At 69.3% G+C, this 24,569-nt stretch carries 17 protein-coding genes; 14 read left to right on the forward strand and 3 right to left on the reverse strand.

Features of this window, described 5'->3' with window-relative positions; all coding sequences use genetic code 11:
- The first annotated feature begins 315 nt into the window (after positions 1-315).
- From mscL to rfbA, 5 genes are all read left to right on the forward strand, one after another.
- Complete coding sequence (gene mscL / locus NVS83_RS11970; protein WP_258732724.1) at positions 316-738, forward strand: large conductance mechanosensitive channel protein MscL; 423 nt, start codon at positions 316-318, stop codon at positions 736-738.
- Between the two features lie 401 nt (positions 739-1,139).
- Positions 1,140-1,700: a dTDP-4-dehydrorhamnose 3,5-epimerase gene (gene rfbC, locus NVS83_RS11975; protein WP_258739503.1), complete on the forward strand. Its 561-nt coding sequence runs from the start codon at positions 1,140-1,142 to the stop codon at positions 1,698-1,700.
- Positions 1,701-1,737: 37 nt separating this feature from the next.
- A complete protein-coding gene (gene rfbB, locus NVS83_RS11980) occupies positions 1,738-2,793 on the forward strand; it encodes a dTDP-glucose 4,6-dehydratase (RefSeq protein WP_258739504.1) in 1,056 nt (351 codons plus the stop codon).
- Positions 2,790-3,671 (forward strand): dTDP-4-dehydrorhamnose reductase, encoded by an 882-nt coding sequence (gene rfbD, locus NVS83_RS11985; RefSeq protein WP_258739505.1) that lies wholly within the window; start codon positions 2,790-2,792, stop codon positions 3,669-3,671. Before rfbB ends, rfbD begins: the two co-directional genes overlap by 4 nt.
- 19 nt (positions 3,672-3,690) lie before the next feature.
- Entirely contained in the window at positions 3,691-4,563 is an 873-nt protein-coding gene (gene rfbA, locus NVS83_RS11990; protein WP_258732599.1) for a glucose-1-phosphate thymidylyltransferase RfbA, read from the forward strand.
- Positions 4,564-4,593: 30 nt separating this feature from the next.
- On the opposite strand, the gene NVS83_RS11995 is transcribed toward rfbA, so the two are convergent.
- From NVS83_RS11995 to NVS83_RS12005, 3 genes are all read right to left on the reverse strand, one after another.
- Positions 4,594-6,720 carry a glycosyltransferase gene (locus tag NVS83_RS11995; protein WP_258739506.1) on the reverse strand — a complete coding sequence of 709 codons (2,127 nt, stop codon included), beginning with the start codon at positions 6,718-6,720 and terminating at the stop codon, positions 4,594-4,596.
- 101 nt (positions 6,721-6,821) lie between these two features.
- On the reverse strand, positions 6,822-8,285 hold the full coding sequence (locus NVS83_RS12000; protein ID WP_258739507.1) for a glycosyltransferase family 2 protein: 1,464 nt from the start codon (positions 8,283-8,285) through the stop codon (positions 6,822-6,824).
- The gene (locus NVS83_RS12005) at positions 8,282-10,612 is read right to left on the reverse strand and encodes a rhamnan synthesis F family protein (protein WP_258739508.1); all 2,331 of its coding nucleotides are present in this window, start codon (positions 10,610-10,612) and stop codon (positions 8,282-8,284) included. Before NVS83_RS12005 ends, NVS83_RS12000 begins: the two co-directional genes overlap by 4 nt.
- 1,082 nt (positions 10,613-11,694) lie before the next feature.
- On the opposite strand from NVS83_RS12005, the gene NVS83_RS12010 reads away from it, so the two are divergent.
- The 9 genes from NVS83_RS12010 (at position 11,695) to NVS83_RS12055 (ending at position 24,452) form a co-directional block, all read left to right on the forward strand.
- On the forward strand, positions 11,695-12,657 hold the full coding sequence (locus NVS83_RS12010) for an NAD-dependent epimerase/dehydratase family protein (RefSeq protein ID WP_258739509.1): 963 nt from the start codon (positions 11,695-11,697) through the stop codon (positions 12,655-12,657).
- A 39-nt stretch (positions 12,658-12,696) separates the two neighbouring features.
- Positions 12,697-14,091, forward strand: coding sequence for a class I SAM-dependent methyltransferase (locus NVS83_RS12015; protein ID WP_258739510.1), 1,395 nt, complete (start codon positions 12,697-12,699; stop codon positions 14,089-14,091).
- Positions 14,091-16,949 carry a rhamnan synthesis F family protein gene (locus NVS83_RS12020; RefSeq protein WP_258739511.1) on the forward strand — a complete coding sequence of 953 codons (2,859 nt, stop codon included), beginning with the start codon at positions 14,091-14,093 and terminating at the stop codon, positions 16,947-16,949. The genes NVS83_RS12015 and NVS83_RS12020 overlap by 1 nt, the downstream gene beginning before the upstream one ends.
- A gap of 248 nt (positions 16,950-17,197) precedes the next feature.
- Positions 17,198-18,379: a DegT/DnrJ/EryC1/StrS family aminotransferase gene (locus NVS83_RS12025; RefSeq protein ID WP_258739512.1), complete on the forward strand. Its 1,182-nt coding sequence runs from the start codon at positions 17,198-17,200 to the stop codon at positions 18,377-18,379.
- Positions 18,380-18,567: 188 nt separating this feature from the next.
- On the forward strand, positions 18,568-20,553 hold the full coding sequence (locus tag NVS83_RS12030; protein ID WP_258739513.1) for a hypothetical protein: 1,986 nt from the start codon (positions 18,568-18,570) through the stop codon (positions 20,551-20,553).
- A 66-nt stretch (positions 20,554-20,619) separates the two neighbouring features.
- The gene (locus NVS83_RS12035; protein ID WP_309486193.1) at positions 20,620-21,288 is read left to right on the forward strand and encodes a PglD-related sugar-binding protein; all 669 of its coding nucleotides are present in this window, start codon (positions 20,620-20,622) and stop codon (positions 21,286-21,288) included.
- A 112-nt stretch (positions 21,289-21,400) separates the two neighbouring features.
- Entirely contained in the window at positions 21,401-22,606 is a 1,206-nt protein-coding gene (locus tag NVS83_RS12045; RefSeq protein WP_258739514.1) for a pyridoxal phosphate-dependent aminotransferase, read from the forward strand.
- Positions 22,607-22,699: 93 nt separating this feature from the next.
- Positions 22,700-23,851 carry a two-component system sensor histidine kinase NtrB gene (locus NVS83_RS12050; RefSeq protein ID WP_258739515.1) on the forward strand — a complete coding sequence of 384 codons (1,152 nt, stop codon included), beginning with the start codon at positions 22,700-22,702 and terminating at the stop codon, positions 23,849-23,851.
- Positions 23,835-24,452 carry a response regulator transcription factor gene (locus NVS83_RS12055; RefSeq protein WP_258732611.1) on the forward strand — a complete coding sequence of 206 codons (618 nt, stop codon included), beginning with the start codon at positions 23,835-23,837 and terminating at the stop codon, positions 24,450-24,452. The genes NVS83_RS12050 and NVS83_RS12055 overlap by 17 nt, the downstream gene beginning before the upstream one ends.
- The last annotated feature ends 117 nt before the right edge of the window (positions 24,453-24,569 follow it).

A 24,569-nucleotide genomic window follows, 5' to 3' on the forward strand; every position in this document is an offset into this window, starting at 1 on the left:
CCCGGCGGCAGGCGAGCGGCAAGTGGGCGCGAAGAATGTACCAAGCGCGCGCGGCCCTTTATGCGCCCGCACGGCGGGGCTGGGCAAGCGGCGCAACCTGCGGTTCCGGCGGCGGCGCGGATGCCGGGCCGGCGCGTCGTCGTCGGGCCTGGCCCTGCTGCGCACGAAGGCACGAGGGAGATGGGCGAAGGCGGGCGGGGACGGCGCTCGCGGGACGACTTGCCGCAGCCCCGCCGGCGATCCAAAGTTGGCGCGGTGAGCGAGTCGGGCGAGCCGGCGCTCCGCCATCAGCTCATGGAGGCGACGGTGAGCAAGATGCTGAACGAATTCCGCGAATTCGCGGTCAAGGGCAACGTTGTGGACCTCGCGATCGGCGTGATCATCGGCGCCGCGTTCGGCCAGATCGTGACCTCGGTGGTGTCGGACCTGTTCATGCCGCTGGTCGGCGCGGTGTTCGGCGGGCTCGACTTCTCCAACTACTTCATCCCGCTTTCGGCCAATGTGACGGAGAACTCGCTCGCCGCCGCGCGCGAGCAGGGGGCGGTGTTCGCCTATGGCCACTTCCTGACCGTGGTCATCAACTTCCTGATCGTCGCCTGGATCCTGTTCATCGTCGTCAAGGGCATCAACCGGCTGCGCCGCAAGGCGGCCACCGAGCCGCCGCCGGCCCCGCCCGCGCCGACGCGCGAAGAATCCCTCCTGATGGAAATCCGCGACATCCTCGCGCAGAAGGCGTAAGGCGCGCGACAGCCCCCCGTGTGCCCGCGTGGCTCGCCGCGCGACCCTTGAGCGCGACCGGAGTGTGGTGTCCGGTTCCGGGCGGAAGTGTCGGGCGGAGTGCCGCGGGCGCGGGACTTTCGAGGGACCGGCGCGCGATCCGGGCACAGGGTATCCGGGCATGGAGAGAGCGGCGTCTTGATTTCGCTACATCGGGCGGCCATGGAGAGGCGGGCCGTCCGGCGGGCGGCCTATCGGGGGGTGAATGCCGTCCGCGCTTCCGGCACCGGGCCGGGAGGGGCGGTGTTGCTGGCAGGTTGCGGAAAAGGGCTGCCGCGCTCGGGTCCATAGCGGACGGGCGGGCGGTGTCGTGTTGACCAGAGGGACTTGCGTTCATCCCCATCGGGTAGGAATTCTCAGATATGACCAGTTTTACCCGTCTCGACGTGCCGGACGTCGTGCTGATCCAGCCGAAGCGTCACGGCGATGAGCGCGGCTATTTCTGCGAGACGTACAAGAAGTCGGACTTCGACGCCTTCGGCATCGACACGGTGTTCGTGCAGGACAATGAATCGCTCTCGCGCCAGGTCGGCGTGGTGCGTGGCCTGCATTTCCAGACCCCGCCCTTCGCGCAGGCGAAGCTGGTGCGCGCGGTGCGCGGGGCGATCTTCGACGTCGCGGTCGACATCCGCAGGGGCTCGCCGAGCTTCGGCGCCTGGGTGTCGGCGACGCTGAGCGCGGAGCGGGGCGAGCAGCTCCTGGTGCCGCACGGCTTCGCCCATGGCTTCTGCACGCTGGAGCCGGACACCATCGTCGCCTACAAGGTGGACGCGCCCTACGCGCCGGCCAACGACGCCGGCATCCTGTGGGACGACCCGGCGATCGGTATCGAATGGCCGGTCGCGGCGGAGGCAGCCATCCTTTCGGCCAAGGACCGGGTCCAGCCGAAGCTGGAGGACTATGCAACGCCCTTTACGCTGTGATAGCGACCGTCGCTGAGGTGAGCAGCAAGGGTTCGAGATGACGCGTCGTGTGGTTGTGACCGGTGGGGCCGGCTTCATCGGGTCGGCGGTGGTGCGCCGCCTGGTTCGTGCCGGATGGGACGTCCTCAACTTCGACAAGCTCACCTATGCTGGCAATCTCGCCTCGCTGAACGAGATCGACAACAGCCCGAACTACCGTTTCGCGCAGGCCGACATCTGCGACGGGCGGGCGGTGCGCGAGGTGCTGGAGGGCTTCCGGCCCGACCTCGTGATGCATCTGGCGGCGGAATCGCATGTCGACCGCTCGATCGACGGGCCGGGCGACTTCATCCATACCAATGTCATCGGCACCTTCACCCTGCTGCAGGAAGCGCTGCGCTACTGGCAGGGCATGGGCGCGACCGGCAAGGCGGCGTTCCGCTTCCACCACATCTCGACCGACGAGGTCTACGGCACGCTGGGCGAGGACGGGCTGTTCCGCGAGGACACGCCCTACCAGCCGAACTCGCCCTATTCGGCCTCCAAAGCCTCTTCCGACCATCTGGTGCGGGCCTGGTTCCACACCTACGGCCTGCCGGTGGTGATGTCGAACTGCTCGAACAATTACGGGCCGTACCACTTCCCCGAGAAGCTGATCCCGCTCACCATCCTCAACGCGCTGGAAGGCGAGAAGCTGCCGGTCTATGGCAAGGGTGAGAACGTGCGCGACTGGCTCTATGTCGACGACCATGCCGGCGCGCTGGAGCTGATCGCCACCACCGGGCGGCTCGGCGAGAGCTACAATGTCGGCGGCAACAATGAGCGCCGCAACATCGACGTGGTGAAGACGATCTGCGCCATCATGGACCGCGTGGTGCCGGACGAGCGGATCGGCGCGCGCGAGAGCCTGATCACCTTCGTCACCGACCGGCCCGGCCACGACGCGCGCTACGCCATCGATGCCAGCAAGCTGAAGAACGAGCTCGGCTGGGTGCCTTCCGAGACCTTCGAGAGCGGCATCGAGAAGACGGTGCGCTGGTATCTCGACAACGCCGCCTGGTGGGAGCCCCTGAAGGCGCGCTACGACCGCGCGCGCATAGGGCTCGCCAAATGAGCGGGCTGATGCTGCTCGGCGCCGGCGGGCAGCTCGGGCGCGAGGTCGCCGCCCTTGCCGGCGAGCGCGGCCTGGCGCTGACCGCGCTCGACCGTGCCGGGCTCGACATCGCCGACGCCGCCGCGATCGAGCGGGCGATCGGCGCGATGAAGCCGGACGTCGTGATCAACGCTGCCGCCTACACCGCGGTCGACCGGGCGGAGAGCGAGCCGGAGCTGGCGAACGCGATCAACGCCAAGGCGCCGGGCGACATCGCCGCCGCCTGCGCCCGCCACGGCGCGGCGCTGATCCACATCTCGACCGACTACGTGTTCGACGGCACCCGCGCCGGCGCCTATGTGGAGAGCGACCCGATCGCCCCGCTCGGCGTCTACGGCGCCAGCAAGGCCGCCGGCGAGGGCGCGGTGCGCGCGGCGCTGCCGGCCCACCTGATCCTGCGCACCTCCTGGGTCTACGGCGCCTATGGGGCGAACTTCCTCAAGACCATGCTGCGGCTGGCGCGCGAGCGCGACCGGCTGACCGTGGTCGCCGACCAGCATGGCTGCCCGACCGCGACCCGCGACATCGCCGAGGCGATCCTTGCCGCGGCGCAGGCGTTCCGCGCCGGGACGGCGGTGCCCGGCACCTATCATTTCGCCGGGACCGGGGCGACGAGCTGGCACGGCTTCGCCAGCGAGATCGTCGCCCGGGCGGCGAGGCATACCGGCCGGCGGCCCGAGGTCGCCGCCATCACCACGGCGGACTACCCGACGCCCGCGCGCCGGCCCGCCAATTCCGAACTGTCGAGCGAGCTTTTCGCCGAACGCTTCGGCTACCGCGCCGCGCCCTGGCAGCAGCGCACGGCCGAGGTGGTCGACCGGCTGCTCGCCGAAAACTAGAATCCAGACCGAGGGGCACATGAAGGGAATCATCCTCGCCGGCGGGTCCGGCACGCGGCTTCACCCGATCACGCTCGTGGTCTCCAAGCAGCTCCTGCCGGTCTACAACAAGCCGATGATCTACTACCCGCTGACCACGCTGATGATGGCGGGGATCCGGGACATTCTGATCATCACCACCCCGCACGACAGCGCGCTGTTCCAGCACCTGCTGGGCGACGGCAGCCAGTTCGGCATCTCGCTCAGCTATGCGGTGCAGGCGAGCCCGCGCGGGCTCGCCGACGCCTTCATCGTCGGGCGCGAGTTCATCGGCGACGAGCGGGTGGCGCTGGTGCTGGGCGACAACCTGTTCTTCGGCCACGGCCTGCCCGAGCTGCTGCTCGACGCGGTGAAGCGCGAGAAGGGCGCGACCGTGTTCGGCTATCCGGTGCACGACCCCGAGCGCTACGGCGTGGCCGAGATGGGCCCGGACGGGCGGGTGATCTCGCTGGAGGAGAAGCCGGCCAAGCCGAAGTCGAACCTCGCTGTGACCGGGCTCTATTTCTACGACAACCGGGTGGTCGACATCGCCGCCAATCTCAAGCCCTCGCCGCGCGGCGAGATCGAGATCACGGACGTCAACCGCACCTACATGGAGTGGGGCGAGCTCAGCGTCTCGATGATGGGGCGCGGCTTTGCCTGGCTCGACACCGGCACGCCGGATTCGCTGCTGGAGGCGGCGCAGTTCGTGCAGATCCTCGAGGCGCGGCAGGGGCTGCGCATCGCCGCGCCGGAAGAGGTGGCGTTCCGCGAGGGCTTCATCGACGCCGATCAGCTCCGCAAGCTGGGCGAGGCGCAGAAGAAGTCGAACTACGGCGCCTATCTGATCCGTCTCGCCGACGAGGGGCACTGAGGCGCCCGCGCCATCACTTCAAGACGGCGCTCACTCGATGGCGTCGGTGCGCGGGGCGCGGCTGCCCTGCGGGGCCGGCGCGCGCAGCGCATATTCGTTGTCGCGGCGGAAATTCGGGCCGAGATGCGGGTCGGTCCGCGTGTCCGTGGCCCATTTGGCGGCGAAGCGCTCGCGCTCGGCAAGCCGGCGCGGGTTCGCTCCCGGCTCGGTGTCGGTGCCGCGCGAGGCGGATTCATGGTGGATCAGCCGCGCGAAGGGGGTGAACACCACCTCCCAGCCGGCCTGCCGCGCGCGCAGGCACAGGTCGATGTCGTTGCACTCCTCGGCGAAGGCCTCCTCGTCGAGCAGGCCGACCGCCTCCAGGCAGTCGCGGCGCACCAGCAGGCAGGCGCCGGTGACGGCGGAAAGGTTCTGCCGCACCACCAGCCGGTCCTGATAGCCGGGCGCGTCGGCGGCGGCATGGGCGAACCAGTGGCTGCCGGCGCCGCTGCGCAGCCCGACGATGAAGCCGGCATGCTGCACGCTCCTGTCCGGGTAGAGCAGCTTGGCGCCGACGATGCCGACCCCGGGCCGGCAGGCGAGCGTAACCATTTCGCCGAGCCAGCCGGGCTCGACGATCTCCATGTCGTTGTTGAGCAGCAGGATCAGCTCGCCCGTGGCGGTGGCGATGCCGGCATTGCACAGGCGGGAGAAGTTGAAGTCGCCGTCGTCGGTGAGGATCCGCGTCGCCGGCCACAGCGTGCGTGCGCGCTCGAACAGGGCGAAGGTCTCGTCCTCGCGCGAGCCGTTGTCGACGATGATGATCTCGAAGGCGCGATAGGCGCTGACCGCCACCAGCGTCTCCAGGGTGCGCGCGAGGAGTTCGGCCCGGTCGCGGGTGGGGATGATGATCGACACCAGCGGCGCCGGCGCAGGGACCTCGAAGCGCGGGATGAGGTGATGGCGTAGCGGGTCGACCTCCACCGGCACGCCGAGCCGTTCGGCGAGGGCGGCGGCGGCGAGACGCGCGGTCGGCGCATCGGCAAAGCCCGGGCTGGCGCGTACGGAGGAATAGGCGACGCGCGGCAGGTGGCGGATGGCGGCGGGCGGCACGCCGTCGAGATAGCGCAGCAGCAGATCGTAGCGCGCCGCCGCGCTGAAGGCCGGGCGCAGGCCGAGCGCGCGGGCGCGAGCGCCGCGCAGCGCCACCAGCGCGCCCATATAGTCCATCGCCTCGAGGAGATGCCGGTTGTAGGCCGGCTTGAACGCGCCGTCGCGCAAGGCGCCGTCCGGGTAGAGATATTCCTCGTCCGTATAGGCCAGCGCGCAGTCGGGGTGCCGGGCGAAGGTGGCGCGCACGAGCGCGACGGCGTCGCGGGTCGGCATGCCGGCGGCGTCGAGCGGCACCACGATCTCGTCATCGCCCGCCGCCTCGAGCGCGGCGGCGAGGCCGCGCGCGGGGTCGGCATCGGGCACGGGGACGGGCGTCAGCCGCGCGCCGGGCGGGGCGAAGCCGGCCGCCTCGCCGGGCGGGAGGGCGAGGATCCAGCGGAAGTTCGGGTCGGTCTGGGCGTCGAGCGCGCGGGCGCAGGCGGCGAGCGCGCCGGGTGCCACGCCGGCGGCGGCGCTGAGGAAGGCGAGCCGCGGCGCGGCCTCGGCCGGGGGCACCTCGGCGAAGTCGCCGACATGGCGGGCGCGGAAGCGGCGATAGTCGGGCAGGCCCGCCAGCGAGGCGGCGGAGGAGGTCCACAGCGCCTGCTTGAGGCGGCGACGCAGCGTGCGCAGGGCGCGCTTCAGCGCCTTCTGCCGGGCCGGGGCGGCACCCGCCCACGCGCCATGACGCAGCGCGTGCACCAGCAGCGCCCAGCGCCCGAGCGGGTAATGGCCGAGCCGCGCCGGGCCGGGCTCCGCCTCGCCGGCGTCGCGCAGGACGAGCCGCGCCGTGTCGCGCGGCAGGGCGAGCCCGGCGAGTTCGCCCGGGCGCAGCACGAGGGTTTCCACCACATGGCCGGCGGCATCCTCGACCTCGACCGTCACCGGCATTTCGGCGTCACTGCACAGCACTGTCGCGACGTCGGGCTCGCGCCCGCCGCGTGGGGCGGGCGGGGGAAGGAAGCTGCGGCTGTCCTGCGCAGAGGTCGGCGTCAGCCAGATCGGCGGGATGGGGCTGAGGGCCATGGCCGGCGGGGTCCGCTACTTCACGGGCAGGTTGGCGGGCAAATCGGCGTCGCGCGAGCGGTGGGCCGGCGCGGTGCGCGGGCTCCCGGCGAGCGCCCGGTTCACTCGCGCCACCAGCCCTTATAGGTCAGCGGAGCGGGGGCGGTCAGGGGCGAATTGCGTACCAGTCCCGGATTATAGGCCGGGTCATTGTCCAGCAGCTCGCTCCAGCGCTCGAGGAACAGTGCGAGGTCGGCGCCCGGCAGGTTGCTGGCGCCGCGCGAGGCGCTCTCGTAATGGGTCAACTCGGCATGGGGCGTATAGACGATGCGCAGCCCGAGCAGGCGCATGCGCAGGCACATGTCGACGTCGTTCCAGTCGAGCGCGAACTGCTCGTCGAAGCCGTTGATCCGCTCCAGCAGGCTGCGGCGGGTGGCGAAGGCCGCGCCCGTGACCATGGAATATTCGCGGTGCACGTCGGCCCAGTTTTCGTAGCTCGGCGCGGTCGCGGCCTGCTTGATGAAGACATGGGTGCAGGTGCCCATGACCCCGCCCACCATGCCGGCGTGCTGGATGCGCCCGTCCGGGTAGAGCAGGCGCGCGCCGACCCCGCCGACGTCCTCGTCGCAGGCGAAGCTCATCAACGCCTCGATCCAGTCCGGCTGGCGCACGACGATGTCGTCGTTGAGGAACACGACGTACTCGCTCCGCGCCAGCGGCCAGAGCGCGTTCATCTTGCGGGCGTAGTTGAACGGCTCGTCCGGCGCGCGGCGGGTGACGACGCGCTCCAGCCGGAACGGCCAGTCGCGGTCCGCATAGGCGGCGCCGTCCTCGATATCGTCGCCGACCAGCACGGTGAGCCGGTCCATCGGCCAGGAGGAGCGGGCGAGGCTCTCCAGCAGGTTGAGGACGAGGGGGCGCCCGCGCATCGCCTCCTCGCCAAGCGTGCACAGGGTCTGGCGCGTGGGGACGACGAGCGTGACCTCGGGCGGCTCGGCGAGGGGACGGTGCAGGCGCAGCGTCGTCGGCAGCCGGCCGGGCAGGATCTCGGCCTCCTCGAGCCGGTGGTCGAGCCAGGCGCGCACGGCGTGGCGCCGGTCGGCGAGGTTGTCGGGCGCGGGCGTCGCGCCGCGGGCGGAGAGGATCTCGGCGATGCGCTCGACCATCATGCCGGCGGCATTGGCGCGCAGCAGCAGGTCGTAGCCGGCGGCGTCTCCCGCCTCGGGGCCGGGCGGGCCAAGCGCCTCCAGCGCCCGGCCGCGGATGAAGAGCGGCCAGCCGATATAGTCCTGGGCGATGAGCTGGGTGATGTCGAAACCGGGCTTGAGGATCAGCCGGTCCTGCGCCGCGCCCTTGCCGGCGGTCCCGCGCGCGGGCGCGGCGGTCTCGACGGCATCGCCATAGAAGATGTCGACGTCCGGCCGCGCGGTGGCGGCGACGCGCAGGATGCTGCGGATGTCGGGATGGAACCGGCAGGTCGGGTCGGCGAGCGCGTACCAGTCGTCCAGCGCCGGCCGGGGCCAGGACTGGCCGGGCGCCAGCGCGCCGGCGGGGGTGAGCCGGATCGTCAGGGGATAGTCGTTCATGGCGTCCCCTCCGCCTCGCTGCGCGCCGACAGCAGCCGGGCGACGCTTTCCTCCATACGCCGCGCCACCGCCTGCGGGGAAAGCGTGGCGCGCAGATGCGCGCGGGCCCGCTCGCCCAGCGCGGCGCGCGCCTCCGGGGTCAGCGCGGCGGCGGCGGCGAGGCATTCAGCGAAATGGGCCTCCTCCACCTTCGCCCAGCGCGTGCCGGTGCGGTAGGCGCCGAAATCCTCGGTCAGGGTCCAGTCCTCGTAGCGCACCGGGAAGCCGGTCTCGCCGGTGAGGAAGTCGCGCGAGCCGCCATAGTCGGTGGCGACTACCGGGACGCCGCGCGCCAGCGCCTCGGCGATGGTGAGGCCGAAGCCTTCCGAGCAGTGCGGCGAGGCGTAGATATCGGCCGAATCCTGCAGCACGGCGAGGTCGTGGTCGGACATGGAACGGTCGAGCAGCACCACGCCGGGCGTGGCGCGGCACAGTTCGAGAAGGGCGGCGGCGTCCGCATGCGTCGGGTCGACGTGCTTGGTCTTCAGCACGAGCTGCCAGCCCTGCGCCCCGAGGCCGCTGAGCGCGAAGGCGCGCACCAGCGCGTGCGGGTTCTTGCGCACCAGGAAGCTCGAGGCATCGAACACGTAGAGGATGATGCGCGCCGCCTCGTCGAGCCCGTAGCGCCGGCGCAGCCGCGTGCGGGTGGCGTGCGGGACGAGGGTCTCGCGCACCGGCACCACATGGGGCACGACATGGACCGGCCCGCGGGCAAAGGGACGGAAGATCTCCGCGCAGTATTCGCTCGGCGCCCAGACCGCGTCGACCTCGGCGAGGCCGCGCTGGAAATAGTCGGGCAGGGTCGGGGATTCCCACACGAACAGACCGACGCGCACCAGCGCGCGGTCGATCTCCGCCTCGGCGCCCTTGTCGAGCACGGTGCCCCAGCCGTCCGGGTTGAGATGGACCACGGCGACGTCCGCGGGACCCGGCAGGTCGGCGCAGGCGATGGTGGGGGCGATGCGCTGGTGGATGTGGAACGGCCGACGGATCGGCAGCAGCTTGCGCCGGAACGGCGCGTGCATCAGCGCGGTAAGGTAGCCGCGCGCGGCGGCGCCGAGGCCGTTATTGTAGTTCCACAGCCCGATGAAGGTGACGACCGGCGGCGTGCGCGCCGGCTGCGGGCCGAGCGGGAAGCGGCGCTGTTCGGCCAGCTCGTCCAGCAGCGCGTCGGCGAGCGCGACGTCGTAGCCGTATTCCGCCAGCGCCTCGCGCCAGCCGGTCTTGTCGGCGAAGGGGATGTCATCGCGGATCGCCATCACCTTGATGAAGGGGAAACCGTCGGCGAGCAGTTGGCGCCAGCGGAAGATGGTCGAGTTGTGCTCGTCATAGGTGTCGAAGAGCTGGCCGACCCGCAGCCCGGCCGCCTGCATGGCGGGGGCGAACGTCACCTCATAGGTGTTGATGACGTCGTTCTTGTCGTCGAAGGCGACGATGTCGCGGACGAAGTCGTGCAGCGGCTGGCTGCGCAGCAGCTCCGCCTTCAGGGCGAGGAAGTAGCTCTGTATGTGCCAGCCGCGCTCGTAATTGTCGGTGAGGCCTACCAGTGCCGCCGGGTGGTTCTCGATCCGCTCGATGAGCGTGTGGAAGTCGGCCGCGTTGGTGGGGCCGAGCAGGCTGTCGTTGAGCAGATAGAGCGTCCGGCACTCGAAGAAGGCGCGGTAGCTGCGCAGTATGTGCGCCCAGGCGGCGAAGTCGAGGCCGACATTCTCGCGCACGAAGATGCCGCGGCAGAGCGCGCGCAGCCACGGTGCATCGCCGACGAAGGGCTGGTCGGCGGCGACGAGGAGGTAGACCTCGATGCCCTCGTGCACCAGCGCCTCGAGATAGTGCCGCACATGGGGCTTGATGACCCCGCGGGGCGAGTGGGTGACGAACAGCGCCGCGCGCGGGCCGGGCGGGGCGTATTGCAGCACCTGGAGCTGGGCGTCAGCGACCGGCCGGCTGCGCCGGGGCTTGGCCGGCCGGCGGCCCTCGAAGCGCCCGAGCAGCCGGTAGTGATAGAACGCGGAGACGCCGGCTTCGCGCACGTCGCGATAATTGGCGAGGTACCAGCCGGCATCGAAGGCTAGTTCGTCCGTCGCGCCCTTCGCCACCTGCGGCGCCGGGTTCGGCATGAAGTCGCGGAAGGCCTGGCGCGGCCGGCCGGACTTGTGCTGGACCAGGAACTTGAGCCGGCTGCGCGGGCGCCCGTTGCGGTGGAACAGCACGCGGCGCACGAAGCCGCGCGGCCTTCCGTCGGCATGGAAGGCCAGGCGGGCGAGCCATTTCGGCATCCGGATCTTCATGGGCGCGGCCCGCTTGTCGGCACGATATGAAGCATGGGGAATCGCAAGGCACGGGCGGTCCCTGCCGTGCGCGGCGCCATCCAGCGCGCCATGTGGAGAGGGACGCGGAGCGCCCTCTCGAGCGGATGGCGGCATGCGCCGGAAAGCAAGGGTGTCGAAGCCAATGCGGGGGCCTGCCGCGTTAGGTGAAGTCGGATGCGTTGCGGATCGAGCCACTGGGATAGATAGGTTTTCGTATGATTTCCATCCCCAAGTGGGGGAGCGGCATGGGAAGGGGGTGCGCGACGCCTGGTGCGCGACGCCCGGGTGGCGCGGGTGAGCGGGAACAGGTGGCGGCGTTTCGGGGCGGCCGGGCGGCGCCGCACCGATTGATGCAGTGTTAATTGGAAATTGCCTGCATTATGGGTTAAAGCCTTGTCCTAACGAGGAACGGGTGCGCCCTTCGCAGGCGGCCGGACAGGGTGATCCGCACTTTCCGGCCCTGGGCCGATCCGATGGAAGGCATCCGAGCATGGAGCGTCGCCACGCAGGCGGCGGCCGTCCAAGTCCCCGGGAGGGTACATCGCGCCGGCCAGATAGATGCTGGTACATGGCACCGCCAACCACCCCAAAAGGCTGACCGCGGCGCGGAAAGGCGTGGACGCCAATTCGGCCCGCCGGATAGGTCGTTCGACGTAAACCTTATCTAAATACCATTTATTGGTATTTATCAAGTATTTACGATATTGACGGGTCGAGACCAAAATAAACCCGCAGTCCTTGCCTACCAAGACGCTATATTCGTGGCGGGTTACTTGCCTGACGCGCCCGGCGGTGCTATGGGCTCGTTGGGGCAGGGGGGATACTGAAATTGGCGCGCGTGTCTCGGAGCGGTGCGGGAGAACCGTGCCGCCAATCAGACATCGATGAATTGCTGCGGCCGCCGTCTCACGTGCGCGCAGCCTCGCGCCGTTCGGCGATCTCCTGTTCGCCGATCTCCCGTTCGTTGAGCGCCGGCTCGCCGATCATCCTCCGACGACTTTCCGATCACTTGGCGCATGGCGCCGGCGGCGGCCGGACGATCCACTTCCATGGAGGGCGCCATGGACGGTAAACATCTCGTGCTCGGCGGCAGTGGCTTCGTCGGCCGCCACGTCGCGCTGGCGCTGGCCAAGGCCGGCCACGAGGTGGTGGTCGCCGACCGATCACCGCTGCCGAACGACCTCCCCGCACTGCTGCGCGATCGGGTTTCCTGGCGCTTCTTCGAGCTCGACGATGCGCCTTGGCCCGAGCTGATCGAGGACGTCGCGGTCGTCCATCACTATGCCTGGAGCTCGGTGCCGGCGAGCGCCAACGACTGCCCGGCACTCGACCTGGCGTCCAATGTCGGGCCGACCATCGCGCTGCTGGAGACGCTGCGCGCGCGCGGAGCCGGGGACGCGCCGCGGCTGGTGTTCTCCTCCTCCGGAGGTACCGTTTACGGCCGGCTGCGGCGCGTGCCGGTGCAAGAGGACCACCCGCTCAGCCCGTTGAACGCCTATGGCGCCGGCAAGGCGGCGGCCGAGAACTACATCAGCTGCTACCGCAACCAGTACGGGCTCGACTGCCGCGTCGCCCGCCTCGCCAACCCGTTCGGGGCGGGGCAGAACCTGGCGCGCGGGCAGGGAGCGGTGACGACCTTCCTCTATCGCGCCCTCACGCATGAACCGATCGTGATCTGGGGCAATGGCGAAGTGGTGCGTGATTACGTGCACATTTCCGACGTGGCGAGCGGGCTGATGACGCTGGCCTGCACCGAGGATGTCGGCGAGCAGCACGTCTTCAACATAGGCAGCGGGATCGGGGTCAGCCTGAACGCGATCGTGGCCGAGCTGGAGACCGCGCTGGGGCGCCGGCTCGAGGTGCGCCGAAAGGCCGGCCGGCCATATGATGTTCCGGTGAGCGTTCTTGACATATCGATGATGCATGATTTGCTGAATTGGCGGCCATGGCTGAGTTTTTCGGATGGTATCCGCCGTACGCTGTCGGATTTTGAGCGTGGTTACGAAGTATCCACGCTGGATTAACAATAATAGGCGTCATGCCGTCAGGTGAGCGAGGCAGTCTTGGGGGAGATTTTCGAGAGGTTCATTCCGGACAAGGCGCTGGACTGGACGGGAGAGCGACTGACTTCGGCGATTTCCGGTCAGGCAGAGATCGAACATCTGCATCGTTATTTTCTCGCCCGCGAGCTATGCCGTGATTGCGACGTCATCGATCTGGGCTGCGGCGAGGGCTATGGCAGCGCGTTGCTGGCGCAGGTGGCACGCTCGGTCGTCGGTATCGACGTATCGCCGCTGGCGGTCGCCCATGCGCGCGCCAGCTATGCGAGCCCGCGCCTGCGCTTCGAGGAGGGCGATGCGCGCCGGCTGAAGCTGCCGGAGGCGAGTGTCGACCGCATCGTCTGCTTCGAGACGCTGCCCCGGCTCGACGACCCGGAGGCCGTGATGGCCGTCGCGGCGCGGCTGCTGCGGCCGGACGGGCTGCTGCTCCTCTCGATGCCCGCGCGCGACGTGCCCTCGCCGTCCCCTTCCGCGGCGGCGGCGAGCGCCTTCCATGTGCGCGAGCTGAGCCGGGCCGAACTGGAGGCGCTGGTCCGGCGGCATTTCCCGCATGTGCGCATGCTGGCGCAGCGGGCGATGCTCGGCTCCTCGCTGGCGCCGGACGGGGTCGATCCGGCGGCCGGGCTCATCACCTTCGAGAAGCGCGGTGGCGCGCGCTACGAGGTGAATGCGGGCATGCCGCACGCGTCCTGTCTGCTCGCCATCGCCTCGGCGACGGCTCTGCCGCCGTCGCCCGTCTCGCTGTTCATCGAGGACGGGGCGGTCGGGACCGTGCTTGAGCGGGCCCAAGGGGGCGCGGCGCTGGAGGGCCAGCTCAAGACGGCGCTCGCCTCGGTCGACCGGCTGAACGCCGATATCGAGCATTACCGGCGCGAGATGGACAGGGCGAGGCTGCTTGCCAGCCACGAGACCGCCCGCCTCGACCAAGCACGCCAAGAGGTCGAACGGACACGGCGCGAGAGCGAGATGTTCCGGGTCGTCGCCAGCCGCAGCTTTGCCGTCCTCGGCACCCATGCCTCGACGGGCGCCACCCGCAATTCGGTTGGGCGGGGGGGCGACCATAAGGAATGGCGCCACCTCTACGAGGATTCCGAGGCCCGCCGGGCGCAACTCGAGGCAAATGTCGCGGGGCTGGCGGAGCGTTGCGCGAAGCTCGAACACGAGCTGACGGTCGCGCATCGCTACACCACCAATCTGGTACGGGAACTCGACGGTCTGCGCGGGCGCTACGAGCCAGGCGGCGTCGAGATCAACACGCTCAAGATGGAGCTCGAGCAATGGCGGAGCCGCTATTTCCGGCTCCACGACCGCGTCGAGAAGATGATCCGCCGGGTGACCCCGCGGATCTGGCGCAAAGCCGTGCGCCGGAAGCTGCTCGGCCCGGCGGAGGAGATCTGATGCTGGACCGGCCGGATTTCGACGAGTCCGCCGCGGTCGGCGCCGGACTGTTGACGGCCTCGCTCGCCTTCTCGACCGGCGCCTACCGCGAGCTGGCCGGGCTCGCGCCCGAAGCGGACGCGGCGCTGCACTACGTGACCGAGGGGTGGCGGCAGGAGCTGGAGCCGCTGAGCGGGATCGAGACCGCCTATCTCGCGCCCTATCTCGCCTCGATCGGGCTCGACATGGCGCCCGCCGTCGCCTGGCTCTATTTCGACGCGCTGGGCCTGACCATGCCGGCGACGCGCGAGGCCGCCGAGCGGCTCGCGCGCGCAGTCGCCACCAGCGCCAGCTTCGACGAGGCCCATTATCGCAAATGGGTGCCCGACGTGCCCGACGCGGCGCTGCACTACGTGCTGCTGGGCGAGGCGGTGGGGCTGCGGCCCAGCGAGAATTTCGACCCGGCCTATTACCGCGAGAACTATCCCGACGTGACGGCCTTCCTGCCGCACTCGCGCCTCATCAAGCATTACGACGATTTCGGGCGCATGGAGGGTCGACGCGGGCGCCCCCATGCCGACGACATACGCTTCGAGCCTCTGCCGGAGGGGCGGCGGCCAGCGGTGCTGATGATCTGCCACGAGGCTTCGCGCACCGGCGCGCCGATCCTTGGCTGGAACATCATCCGCCAGCTTGAGCCGAAATACCGCGTGGTCTCGGTGCTGCTGCACGGCGGCGACCTGGAGGAGGAATTCCGTGCCGCCGCCGCGGCCTCGGTGGCGCCGCTGAACGGCGTAGCGCGCAATCCGGTCGAGATGCGCTCGATGGCGAAGCGGCTGCTAAATGAATACCGCCCCCTCTATGTGATCGCCAACAGCATCGAGACGCAGCCGCTGGCGGCCGAGCTCGGCCGGCTCGGCGTGCCGGTGGTGGCGCTGGTGCACGAGTTCGCAACCTATAGCCGGCCACATTCCAAGCTTGAGGAGATGTTCGGCTGGGCAAGCGAGGTGGTGTTCCCGGCACGGGTCGTGGCGCAGTCCAGCTTCGAGATGGTGACGGGGCTGGAGGACCGCTCGGGGATCCATATCCTGCCGCAGGGGCGCTCCGAGCTGCCGCCGTCCCGAGCGCTGGAGGATGCCGGGAGCGAGAGCCTCGATGCGATTTTCGCCCCGCTTTCCGCCCCCGTTCGGCAGCCATCGGTTGGTCGGGCGCCGGATCTCCGCCTGCCCGGGCAGGAAGATGCGATCGTCGTCTTGGGTGCAGGTTGGGTGCAGTTGCGCAAGGGTGTCGAAGCGTTCGTTGAGACCGCGGTGGTGGCACGGCGCCTGCGCCCCGACCTGAAGCTGCGCTTCGTCTGGGTCGGCGACGGCTTCGACCCGCGTCACGACCTCACTTATTCCGTCTATCTCGACGATCAGATCCGGCGCTCGGACCTCGGCGACAGTTTCGCCATGATGCCGGCGGTCGACGATATCGCGGGCATATACCGGCAGACGGACATCTTCCTGCTCAGTTCGCGGCTCGACCCGCAGCCCAATGTGGCGATTGACGCCATGTCGCTCGGCATCCCCGTGGTGTGCTTCGCCGGCGGCGTCGGCACCGCCGAGGTGCTGGCCGAGGAGGCGGCGACGCGCGAGCTGGTGGTGCCCCATCTCGACGCCGCGGCGGCGGCGCAGCTCATCTGTCGGCTGGCGGAGGACCGCGCCGGGCGCGAGCGGCTGGGCGAGGAACTGGTCCGGCTCGCGGCGCGTGCCTTCGACATGGAGGCCTATGTCGCGCACATCGACGGGTTCGGACGGCGTGCGGCCGAGCGCCTCGCGATCGGCGAGGAGGTGCTGAACGAGGCGATGGCGGTGATCGACCCGTTCCTCCTGTTCACGGTGCACGAGAGTTGGACGCCGCCGCATGACTGGCCGCGCATCGCCGCCATCAAGTGGCGGCTATGGAACGGCGTGGCGGCGACCGAGCACGGCCGCTCGCCGATGCGCCCGGTGCGGCGGGCGGTGGCCGGCTTCCATCCTACGCTCTACGCACTCGCGCGCCGCGCGGCATGCCTCGACGGCGACCGCGACCCGCTGGTGCACTGGCTGGAGTCCGGGCGCCCGCAAGGCCCGTGGTCGCGCCCCGTGCACCTGCCGCGCCGGCGGCGCGAGAGCGGGCTGCGGCTCGCGCTCCATGCCCATTTCCACTATCCCGAGCTGGCGGACGACCTGATCGACCGGCTGCGCGCCAATGCCAGCCGGCCGGACCTGTTCGTGACCACCGACAGTGCGCTCAAGGCCGAGATGCTCGCGACCGCGCTGGCGCGCTATCCCGGCCGCTCTGAGGTGCGCACGGTACCGAATGCGGGGCGCGACGTCGGCGCGTTCCTGACCGGGCTCGCCGACGTGATCGGCGCCGACACCTATGACGTGATCGGCCATGTCCACGCCAAGCGCAGCCTTGCGGTCGACGCGCAGTTGGGCGAGCGCTGGCGCTCCTTCCTTTGGACCAACCTGATCGGCGGGCGCGGCGCCATGATAGACACGGCGGCGCTGGCCTTCGAGGAGGATCCCGGCCTTGGCCTGCTGATCGCCGAGGACCCGAACGTCATCGGCTGGAACGCGAACCGGGAGGTGGCACAGGAGCTGGCGCGGCGCATGGGGATCGAGGAGCCGCTGCCCGATTTCTTCGACTTTCCGCTCGGCACCATGTTCTGGGCGCGGCGCGAGGGGCTTCGACCGCTGCTCGATCTCGATCTTAGCTGGCAGGACTACCCGCCCGAGCCGCTGCCCGGCGACGGCACCGTGCTGCACGCGCTGGAGCGGCTGATCCCGTTTGCCGTCGGCAAGGCTGGGCTCGGCATGGCCGGGCTCAGAGTGCCGGGCACCAGCTGGTAGATCGTGAGCCGACAAATATGGCCGCCGGCCGCGGTCTCGGCAGTTCCGGTTTTTCCGGCCTTGGATTATGGTCTTAGGTCTCGGGGCTGCGACGTGCAGAGAGCAAGTTCCGGGAGGGGCGGCGGCAACAAAAGTTATTTGTATGCATGTGTTTCCGGCACGGCCAGGCTTTCCGCTGCGCCGTCCGCAGGTCGGTGTGATCTGCGACGGTGCCGCCCGTGGCGCGCAGCATGCGGGGAGAACGCGTCATGAAGCTGCTGAATGAGGGGGCCGAGCCCCCTCCCTCCCGGGTGGCGGGCCCGCAGATCCCGGCCGCCGAGGTGCTGCTGAGATTCCCCTTCGTGCGTCCGCGCCTGCCGGTGCTACAGGAGGTGGAGGCCGAGTTCTCGCGGGCGCGGCAGAGCAATTTCTACTCGAATTTCGGACCCTCCTCGCTGCATTTCGAGCGGTTGCTGGAGGTCGCCTACTTCCCCGGCATGTCGGCGGTGGCCTGCGCGAACTGCACAGTCGGGCTGTCGGCGGCGCTGATCGCGTTGCGCGTCAACCGCCCGGTGCTGTACCCCGCCTTCACCTTTCCCGCGACGGCGGCGGCGATCCGCGGGGCGGGGCTGGCGGCGGTGGTGGGCGATGTCGACCCCGTGACCGGCGTGCTCGACGCCGCGCTCGCCGATGAGCTGATCGCCCGCCACGATATCGGAGCGGTGATCGCGGTCCGTCCCTACGGCATCTGGACCGACATCGGCGCGTTGGGCGAGGTCTGCCGCCGCCACGGCGTGCCGCTGGTGATCGACAACGCCGCCGGCATCGGCGTCGACCGGGCGGTGGTGGAGCGGTTCGCGGTCGAGGGCGCGATGGAGCTGTTCTCGCTGCACGCGACCAAGCCGTTCGGCGTCGGCGAAGGCGGTGTCGCGGTGGTGCCGCCGGCGCACCAGCACAATCTGCGCTCGGCGCTCAATTTCGGCCTGTGGGCGCTGGGCGATCTCCAGCCCGGCGAGGGGCTGAACGGCAAGATGGACGAGCTGACCGCCTCGATGGCGATCGCCGTGTTCCATCATCTCGCCGCCCGGCTCGCGGAACGCCGCGCCATGGCGGCGCGCTACAACGCGCTGGCGCAGGCGGCGGGGCTCGGGACCTTCGTGGCGCCGGGCGAGGAGGAGCGCTCGCCCTGGCAGTGTTTCGCGCTGCGCCTGCCCGATGGCATCGACCCCGAGCGGGTGCTGCGCGCCTGCCGGACCTCCGGCCTGCTGGCGCGGCGCTACTACTACCCGACGGTGGGGCTCGGCATCGGCGCCGCGCATGTGCCGAACGCGGCCGCTCTGTCGGCCCGCGCCGTGTGCCTGCCGGTCTACGACGGCGAGGATGCGGGCAGCGCCGACGAGATCTGGAGCATCTTCCACGAGGCGCTGGCGCGGGCCGGCGGCGGAGGGTGAGCGAAGGCTGGCTGGCGCGAGGGGCCGGGATTGTCCCGCGATCTCGCCGCCATCATGGTTCGGGGCATTGCGCGCAGGGCGGCGGGCCGCGTCCGGCCGCAAGTGCCGCGCGGTCCACCCGGCGAGCCCGGGCGTGAGGTGAAGCGGCTGGAACAGGAACGAAGGGGGCGAGGATGGGGGCAGAGGCATTGGACGATAGGCTCGAGGCGGAGCTGGCCATCGTCGCGCGTGCTTTCGACCCCGCCTTCTATCTGTCGACCTATCCGGACGTTGCCGCTTCCCGCATGGATCCGCTGCTGCACTTCGTGCGCTTCGGCTGGAAGGAAGGGCGCAACCCGAACGCCGTGTTCGATACCGCCTATTATCTGCAGCGCTATCCCGATATCGCCGGAAGCGCTGACAATCCGTTCGCTCACTATGTCGAGCATGGCCGGGGCGAGGGGCGCTTCGCCTCGCCGGGGGAGGAGGCCGCCCAGAGTGCCGCGGCGGCGACGACCGCGCCGGGCCCCGGATATGCCGGCCTCCTGACCGACCGGGAGGCCGACGATCTGGCCGCCATCGCGGACGCATTCGACCCAGTCTATTACGGGGCGATGTACCGGGAGGTCGTCGGGACGGTGCTCGATCCGCTCGTCCATTTCGTGACCCTCGGATGGAAGGAATACAGGAAGCCCAATTCGTCGTTCGATACGCGGTACTATCTGGAAGCCAATCCGGACATCGCCGAAGCGGGAGCGAACCCTTTCGTCCACTACGTCCGGCACGGCCGGGCGGAGGGACGCGCAGGATCGGCCAAGGAGCAGGTGCTCCTCGACGAAGCGGCGGCGATCCGGCCGGAATTCGACATCCCGTACTATCTCGCGGCCAATCCCGACGTCCGGGACGCGGGCGTGGATCCAGTCCTTCACTATATCCTGCATGGCTGGAAGGAGGAGCGGAATCCCACCCCGGATTTCAACAGCGCCGCTTATCTCATGCTCAACGAGGACGTGGAGCGGAGCGGCATGAATCCCTTTCTCCATTACATTCGCGGAGGCCGTCGGGAGAAGCGGCCCAACGCGGACATCGATACCCCGCAAAACGCCTTGCTCGGTTCGCGCATCATCCGGCAACTGCAGGACGCGACCTTTCCCGCTCATATCGAGAATGCCAAGGCGTTGTGCGTCTTTCTCGTGCCTGAACATACAGGCATGGGTGGGGGCGTCCTCTCGCTGTTCACGATCGCCGGCGCCGTTGGGCGGCTGCGCCGGAATCACGGCTACGAGGTCGTGCTGATGACCCGTCCCAACAGGTCCGACCTGACCATCACGCGCCACGACAAGTTCCGCAACAGCGAGGACGTGTTCCGGTTCTCGCAGCTGCTGCGCTGCCAGTCGGTGGAGAGGCTTTACATCCATATGCCGGAGTACATGGTGTCCGGCTTCATGACGCAGGTGACGGACGAGCTGCGCGACTATCTGGCCTCGCGCCAGCACCTGTTCATCAACATCACGAACCAGAATATCCAGATGATGCCGCGACGGGAGGAGCTCGAAGATCTTCGTGTCCTTGCGGACGAGCTGACCCAGTCGGTCGCCCATCCAGCCTCCTTTACCCAGCAAACGGCGGATTTCTACAACCTGCCGACGCTGCTACTGCCGGCTTATGTCGACCTCAGCGGTTATGAGCCGATTGATGTCAGCGACAAGGAAAAGCTCATTATCTATTCGCCCGACCCGGCGCCGTACCGGGAGGCGGTGCTCGCTGCGCTGAAGGAGGCGCTGCCCGATTACCGCTTCGTCGAAATCTTCAAGATCACGTTCGACACGTTCATGGACCTCGCCAGCCGCTGCATGTTCTCGATCAGCTTCGGCGAGGGGTTCGACGGCTATATCGCCCAGCCCATCTGCCAGGGCGGGATCGGTTTCGCCGTCTACAACGAGACGTTCTTCCATTCGGAAACCCTGAAGGACCTGCCGGTGATCTTCGCGGATCCGGAGGACATGATCGCGAACATCGTCGCGCGGATCCGGGATTTCGAAGCAGATGAGGAGATGTATCGGCAGGTCAACCAGGACCTGAAAGCGCTGCATGACTCGCTGTACAAGCGGGCGGACTACATAAAGCGGGTCGGCCAGTTGATGCGGCGGGAGTTCGATCTTCTGCCGCAGGCGGAGCCGGCGGAGGAGCCCTGAGACGGGCGGGGCGCCGCGACGCGCGGGTCGTCGCGATCGCGTGGCCGGCAGGAGTGGAGAGAGAGCGTGTCAGTTCCCAATATCGTCATCTACGGTGCGTCCGGCCAGGGCTGGGCGCTCGAGACCATGCTGCAGGACGTCTACAAGGTCGCGCGGATCATCGCCTATATCGACGACATCGATGGCGACAAAGGCCTCGAAATGGCTGGCAAGCCGCTGATCACACGCGATTCCTGGCTGAAGATCGACCCGCTCCCGGATGTGTTCATCTCCGTCGGAAACGCCGCTCACCGGCGGATGATGGCGGACAAGATCGCCGCCGCCGGCGGCAGGCTGCTCGACATCCGTCACATCTATCCCAGCCTCTTCCCCCATATCGAGGTGGGGGTGGGCACCATCGTCGCTTCGCCCTGCTATGTCGGCCCGGGGACGATCATCGGCAACAACATCCAGCTGATGCCGATGTGCTCGATCGGCCATGACGTAACCATCCATGACCATTGCAACATCTGCCCCTCGGCGACGATCTCCGGCTATGTCGTGATCGAGGAGGAGGTCTATGTCGGTGGCGGGGCCACCATCACCAACGGACGGCGCGGGCGGCCGCTGGTCATCGGCAAGGGCGCGACCATCGCGGTGGGCGCCGTGGTCACCAAATCGGTGGCGCCCGGCGCGACGGTGATGGGCAATCCGGCGGTGTCTCCGCGCGAGCTGGCACGTTCGCGCCGGCGCTGAACCGTGCCACCTACGCCGTCTTTCCCGATTGCCGAGGACGGCGAGGGACACTAAGCCATGGGGCGACAGGTCCTTTGGCCGTGTCGCCCCATGGCTTCGACCGAGTGCGCTCATGACGACCCTTGACCCGCCCTTCGCCGCCCCCTCCCTCCTCGACCATGTGCGCCCGCAGGCGCTCTCGCTGCCGGAGAGCGGCATCGTCGAGGTGATGAACTACGGCCGCCAGCGCGAGGGGATGATCCCGCTCTGGGCCGGCGAGGGCGACCTGCCGACGCCGGCCTTCATCGCCGAGGCGGCGACCCGCTCGCTGGCGGCGGGCGAGACCTTCTACACCTGGCAGCGCGGCATCCCGGAGCTGCGCGCCGCCATCGCCCGCTACATGGCCGGGCTCTACGGCGTCAGCGAGGACCCGGAGCGCTATTTCGTCACCGGCTCGGGCATGCAGGCGATCCAGATCGCGCTGGCGCTCACCCTCTCGGCCGAAGAGGAGATCATCATCCCGTCCCCGGCCTGGCCGAACGCGGCGGCGGCGGCGGAGGTGATCGGCGCGCGGCCGGTCTACGTGCCGCTCGCCTTCGACGAGGCGCGCGGCTTCTGGATCGACCTCGACCGGCTGGAGAGCGCGGTGTCGTCGCGCACGCGGGTGATCTTCATCAACACGCCGGCCAACCCGACAGGCTTCGTCGCCAGCCGCGGGGCGCTCGCCGGCGTGCTCGACATCGCCCGCCGGCACGGGCTGTGGATCGTCGCCGACGAGATCTACGGCCGCTTCTACTACGAGGCCGGCGAGGGCGGGCGCGCGCCTTCCTTCCACGACATCATGGAGCCGGAGGACCGGATCCTGTTCGTCCAGACCTTCTCCAAGAACTGGGCGATGACCGGCTGGCGGCTCGGCTGGATCGAGGCCCACCCGCTGCTGGGCGACGTGCTGGAGAACCTGATCCAGTATTCGACCTCGGGCGTCGCCGCCTTCATGCAGCGCGCGGGCATCGTGGCGCTGGAGCGCGGGGAGAGCTTCGTCGCCCATCAGATCGAGCGGGCGCGGCGCGGACGCGACATCGTCGCCGACGGACTCGCGACCTCGAACCGGGTGCGCTTCGCCCGCCCGCCGGGCGCTTTCTACATGTTCTTCGGCGTCGAGGGCGAGCAGGACATGCGTGCGCTGGCGCTGAAGCTGGTGGACGAGGCCCGCATCGGCCTCGCCCCCGGTACGGCGTTCGGGCCGGGCGGGGAGAGCTACATCCGCATGTGCTTCGCGCGCGGCGAGGCGCAGATGAGCGAAGCGACCAATCGTCTCGTCGACTGGCTGAAGCGGTGATCTTCCCCTATTACCGCCCGTGGAAGGCTTGCGGGCGGCAGATGGCCGGCGCAAATTGGCGCCATGCGCGAGTTTGGTGACGAGCGAAGCGCCGTGGACCAGCCGACCGTTTCCGAGGCGCGGCTGCTTTCGGTGCTCGATACCGCGGCCGATGGCATCATCGTCATCGACGAGCGTGCCCGCATCCTGATCTTCAACAAGGCCTGCGAGACCATGTTCGGGATCAGCGCGGCCGACGCGATCGGGCAGAACGTCAAGCTGGTGATGCCGACCGAATACGCGGCCGATCACGACGAATATGTCGGCAGCTATATCCGCACCGGGGTGAAGAAGATCATCGGCATCGGCCGTGAGGTGCGCGGGCGCCATTCCGACGGCACGGTGTTTCCGCTGGAGCTCTCGGTCGGCGAGGCGGCGACGCCGGACGGGCGTCAGTTCATCGGCATCCTGCGCGACCTGCGCCCGCGCAAGGAGAGCGAGGCGCGGCTCGCCGAGCTGCAGAGCGAGCTGGTGCACCTCGCCCGGGTGTCGGCGATCGACGAGATGGGCGCGGCCATCGCCCACGAGCTCAACCAGCCGCTGACCGCGCTGATGCTCTATCTGCAGGCGATCCGCCGCGCCCATTCGCGCGGGGTCGACATCAACACCGTGGTCGGCGATATCCTCGACAAGGCGGCGGGCGAGGCCGAACGCGCGGGCCACATCATCCAGCGCATGCGCCAGTTCGTGGAGAAGCGCGCGCCCGAGCGGCACGCGCGCGACCTCGACCCGCTGATCGACGACGCCATCGACCTGACGCTGCTCGGCCAGCGCCACCGCATCCGCATCGACCGCGAGGAGGGGCCGGCGCTGCCGCCGGTGTCGGTCGACCCGGTGCAGATCCAGCAGATCGTGGTCAATCTGGTGCGCAACGCGATCGAGGCCGCCTCCGTCTCGCCCGAGCCGGCGATCCGCATCTCGACCCGGCTGAAGGGCGACGACGTGATCCTCGACGTGCAGGACAACGGGCCGGGAATCGCGCCCGAGGCGCTGCCCAAGCTGTTCGAGGCGTTCGCCAGTTCAAAACGTCGCGGCATGGGTCTCGGGCTTGCGATTTCGCGGACGATCGCCCAGAACCACGGGGGTGACCTGCTGGTCGATCCCGGCGGACACGGCAAGGGGGCTTGCTTCTCTTTGGTCCTGCCGGCCTTCGCGTCGGCCACGGCCGTTGCTGGTGAGGGGGGCGCCGATGGCGCAGATGGGTGAAGTCTTCATCGTCGACGACGATTCGGCGGTCCGCGATGCGCTCTCCCTGGTGCTCAGCCTGGAAGGCTATCACGTGCGCGGCTTCTCCGACGGTGCGGCCTTCCTGTCGGTCGCGCGCACCCATGTCCCGGCCTGCATCGTGCTCGACGTCCACATGCCCGGCCGCTCCGGTCTCGACATATTGAAGGAGCTGGAAGCGGACCGCTATCCGGCGCCGATCTTCATCATTTCCGGCCAGGGCGACATCCCGATGGCGGTGGACGCGATCCGCCACGGCGCGCTCGACTTCATCGAGAAGCCGTTCGACGCCGACACGGTGGTGGAGCGCGTGCGCGACGCCATCGACGCGCATAACCGGCGCGCCGGGGCCGAGCCCTCGGACCTGCTGACGGCGCATTTCCCCGGCCACGACCTGCTGACCCCGCGCGAGCGCGAGGTGCTGGTGCAGATCGCCTCCGGTGCCTCCAACAAGGAGGCCGGGCGGGTGCTTGGCATCAGCCCGCGCACCATCGAGGTGCACCGCGCGCGCATCATGGAGAAGCTCGGCGCCAAGAACGCCGCCGACCTTGTGCGCATCGTGCTGAAGGACATGCGCGCCTGAGGGCGCGCCGCAACTTCCACCGCCAGCGGAAGATCCGTCCGGGCCCCGCCGGGGCCTCGCTCTTTCTTGCCCTCGCGAGGGACGAAATGGCGGCGGGGCGGGAACCTTTCGATTTTC

This window comes from Ancylobacter mangrovi (assembly GCF_024752335.1).
GTDB lineage: Bacteria > Pseudomonadota > Alphaproteobacteria > Rhizobiales > Xanthobacteraceae > Ancylobacter > Ancylobacter mangrovi.

Bases quoted from the DNA above. Each gene is read 5' to 3' on its own strand.
- NVS83_RS12000 (WP_258739507.1), bottom strand. From the start codon at position 8,285: ATGAACGACTATCCCCTGACGATCCGGCTCACCCCCGCCGGCGCGCTG.
- rfbA (WP_258732599.1), top strand. From the start codon at position 3,691: ATGAAGGGAATCATCCTCGCCGGCGGGTCCGGCACGCGGCTTCACCCG.
- NVS83_RS12045 (WP_258739514.1), top strand. From the start codon at position 21,401: ATGACGACCCTTGACCCGCCCTTCGCCGCCCCCTCCCTCCTCGACCAT.
- NVS83_RS12020 (WP_258739511.1), top strand. From the start codon at position 14,091: ATGCTGGACCGGCCGGATTTCGACGAGTCCGCCGCGGTCGGCGCCGGA.
- NVS83_RS12010 (WP_258739509.1), top strand. From the start codon at position 11,695: ATGGACGGTAAACATCTCGTGCTCGGCGGCAGTGGCTTCGTCGGCCGC.
- NVS83_RS12005 (WP_258739508.1), bottom strand. From the start codon at position 10,612: ATGAAGATCCGGATGCCGAAATGGCTCGCCCGCCTGGCCTTCCATGCC.
- NVS83_RS12055 (WP_258732611.1), top strand. From the start codon at position 23,835: ATGGCGCAGATGGGTGAAGTCTTCATCGTCGACGACGATTCGGCGGTC.
- mscL (WP_258732724.1), top strand. From the start codon at position 316: ATGCTGAACGAATTCCGCGAATTCGCGGTCAAGGGCAACGTTGTGGAC.
- NVS83_RS12025 (WP_258739512.1), top strand. From the start codon at position 17,198: ATGAAGCTGCTGAATGAGGGGGCCGAGCCCCCTCCCTCCCGGGTGGCG.
- rfbD (WP_258739505.1), top strand. From the start codon at position 2,790: ATGAGCGGGCTGATGCTGCTCGGCGCCGGCGGGCAGCTCGGGCGCGAG.
- rfbC (WP_258739503.1), top strand. From the start codon at position 1,140: ATGACCAGTTTTACCCGTCTCGACGTGCCGGACGTCGTGCTGATCCAG.
- NVS83_RS11995 (WP_258739506.1), bottom strand. From the start codon at position 6,720: ATGGCCCTCAGCCCCATCCCGCCGATCTGGCTGACGCCGACCTCTGCG.
- rfbB (WP_258739504.1), top strand. From the start codon at position 1,738: ATGACGCGTCGTGTGGTTGTGACCGGTGGGGCCGGCTTCATCGGGTCG.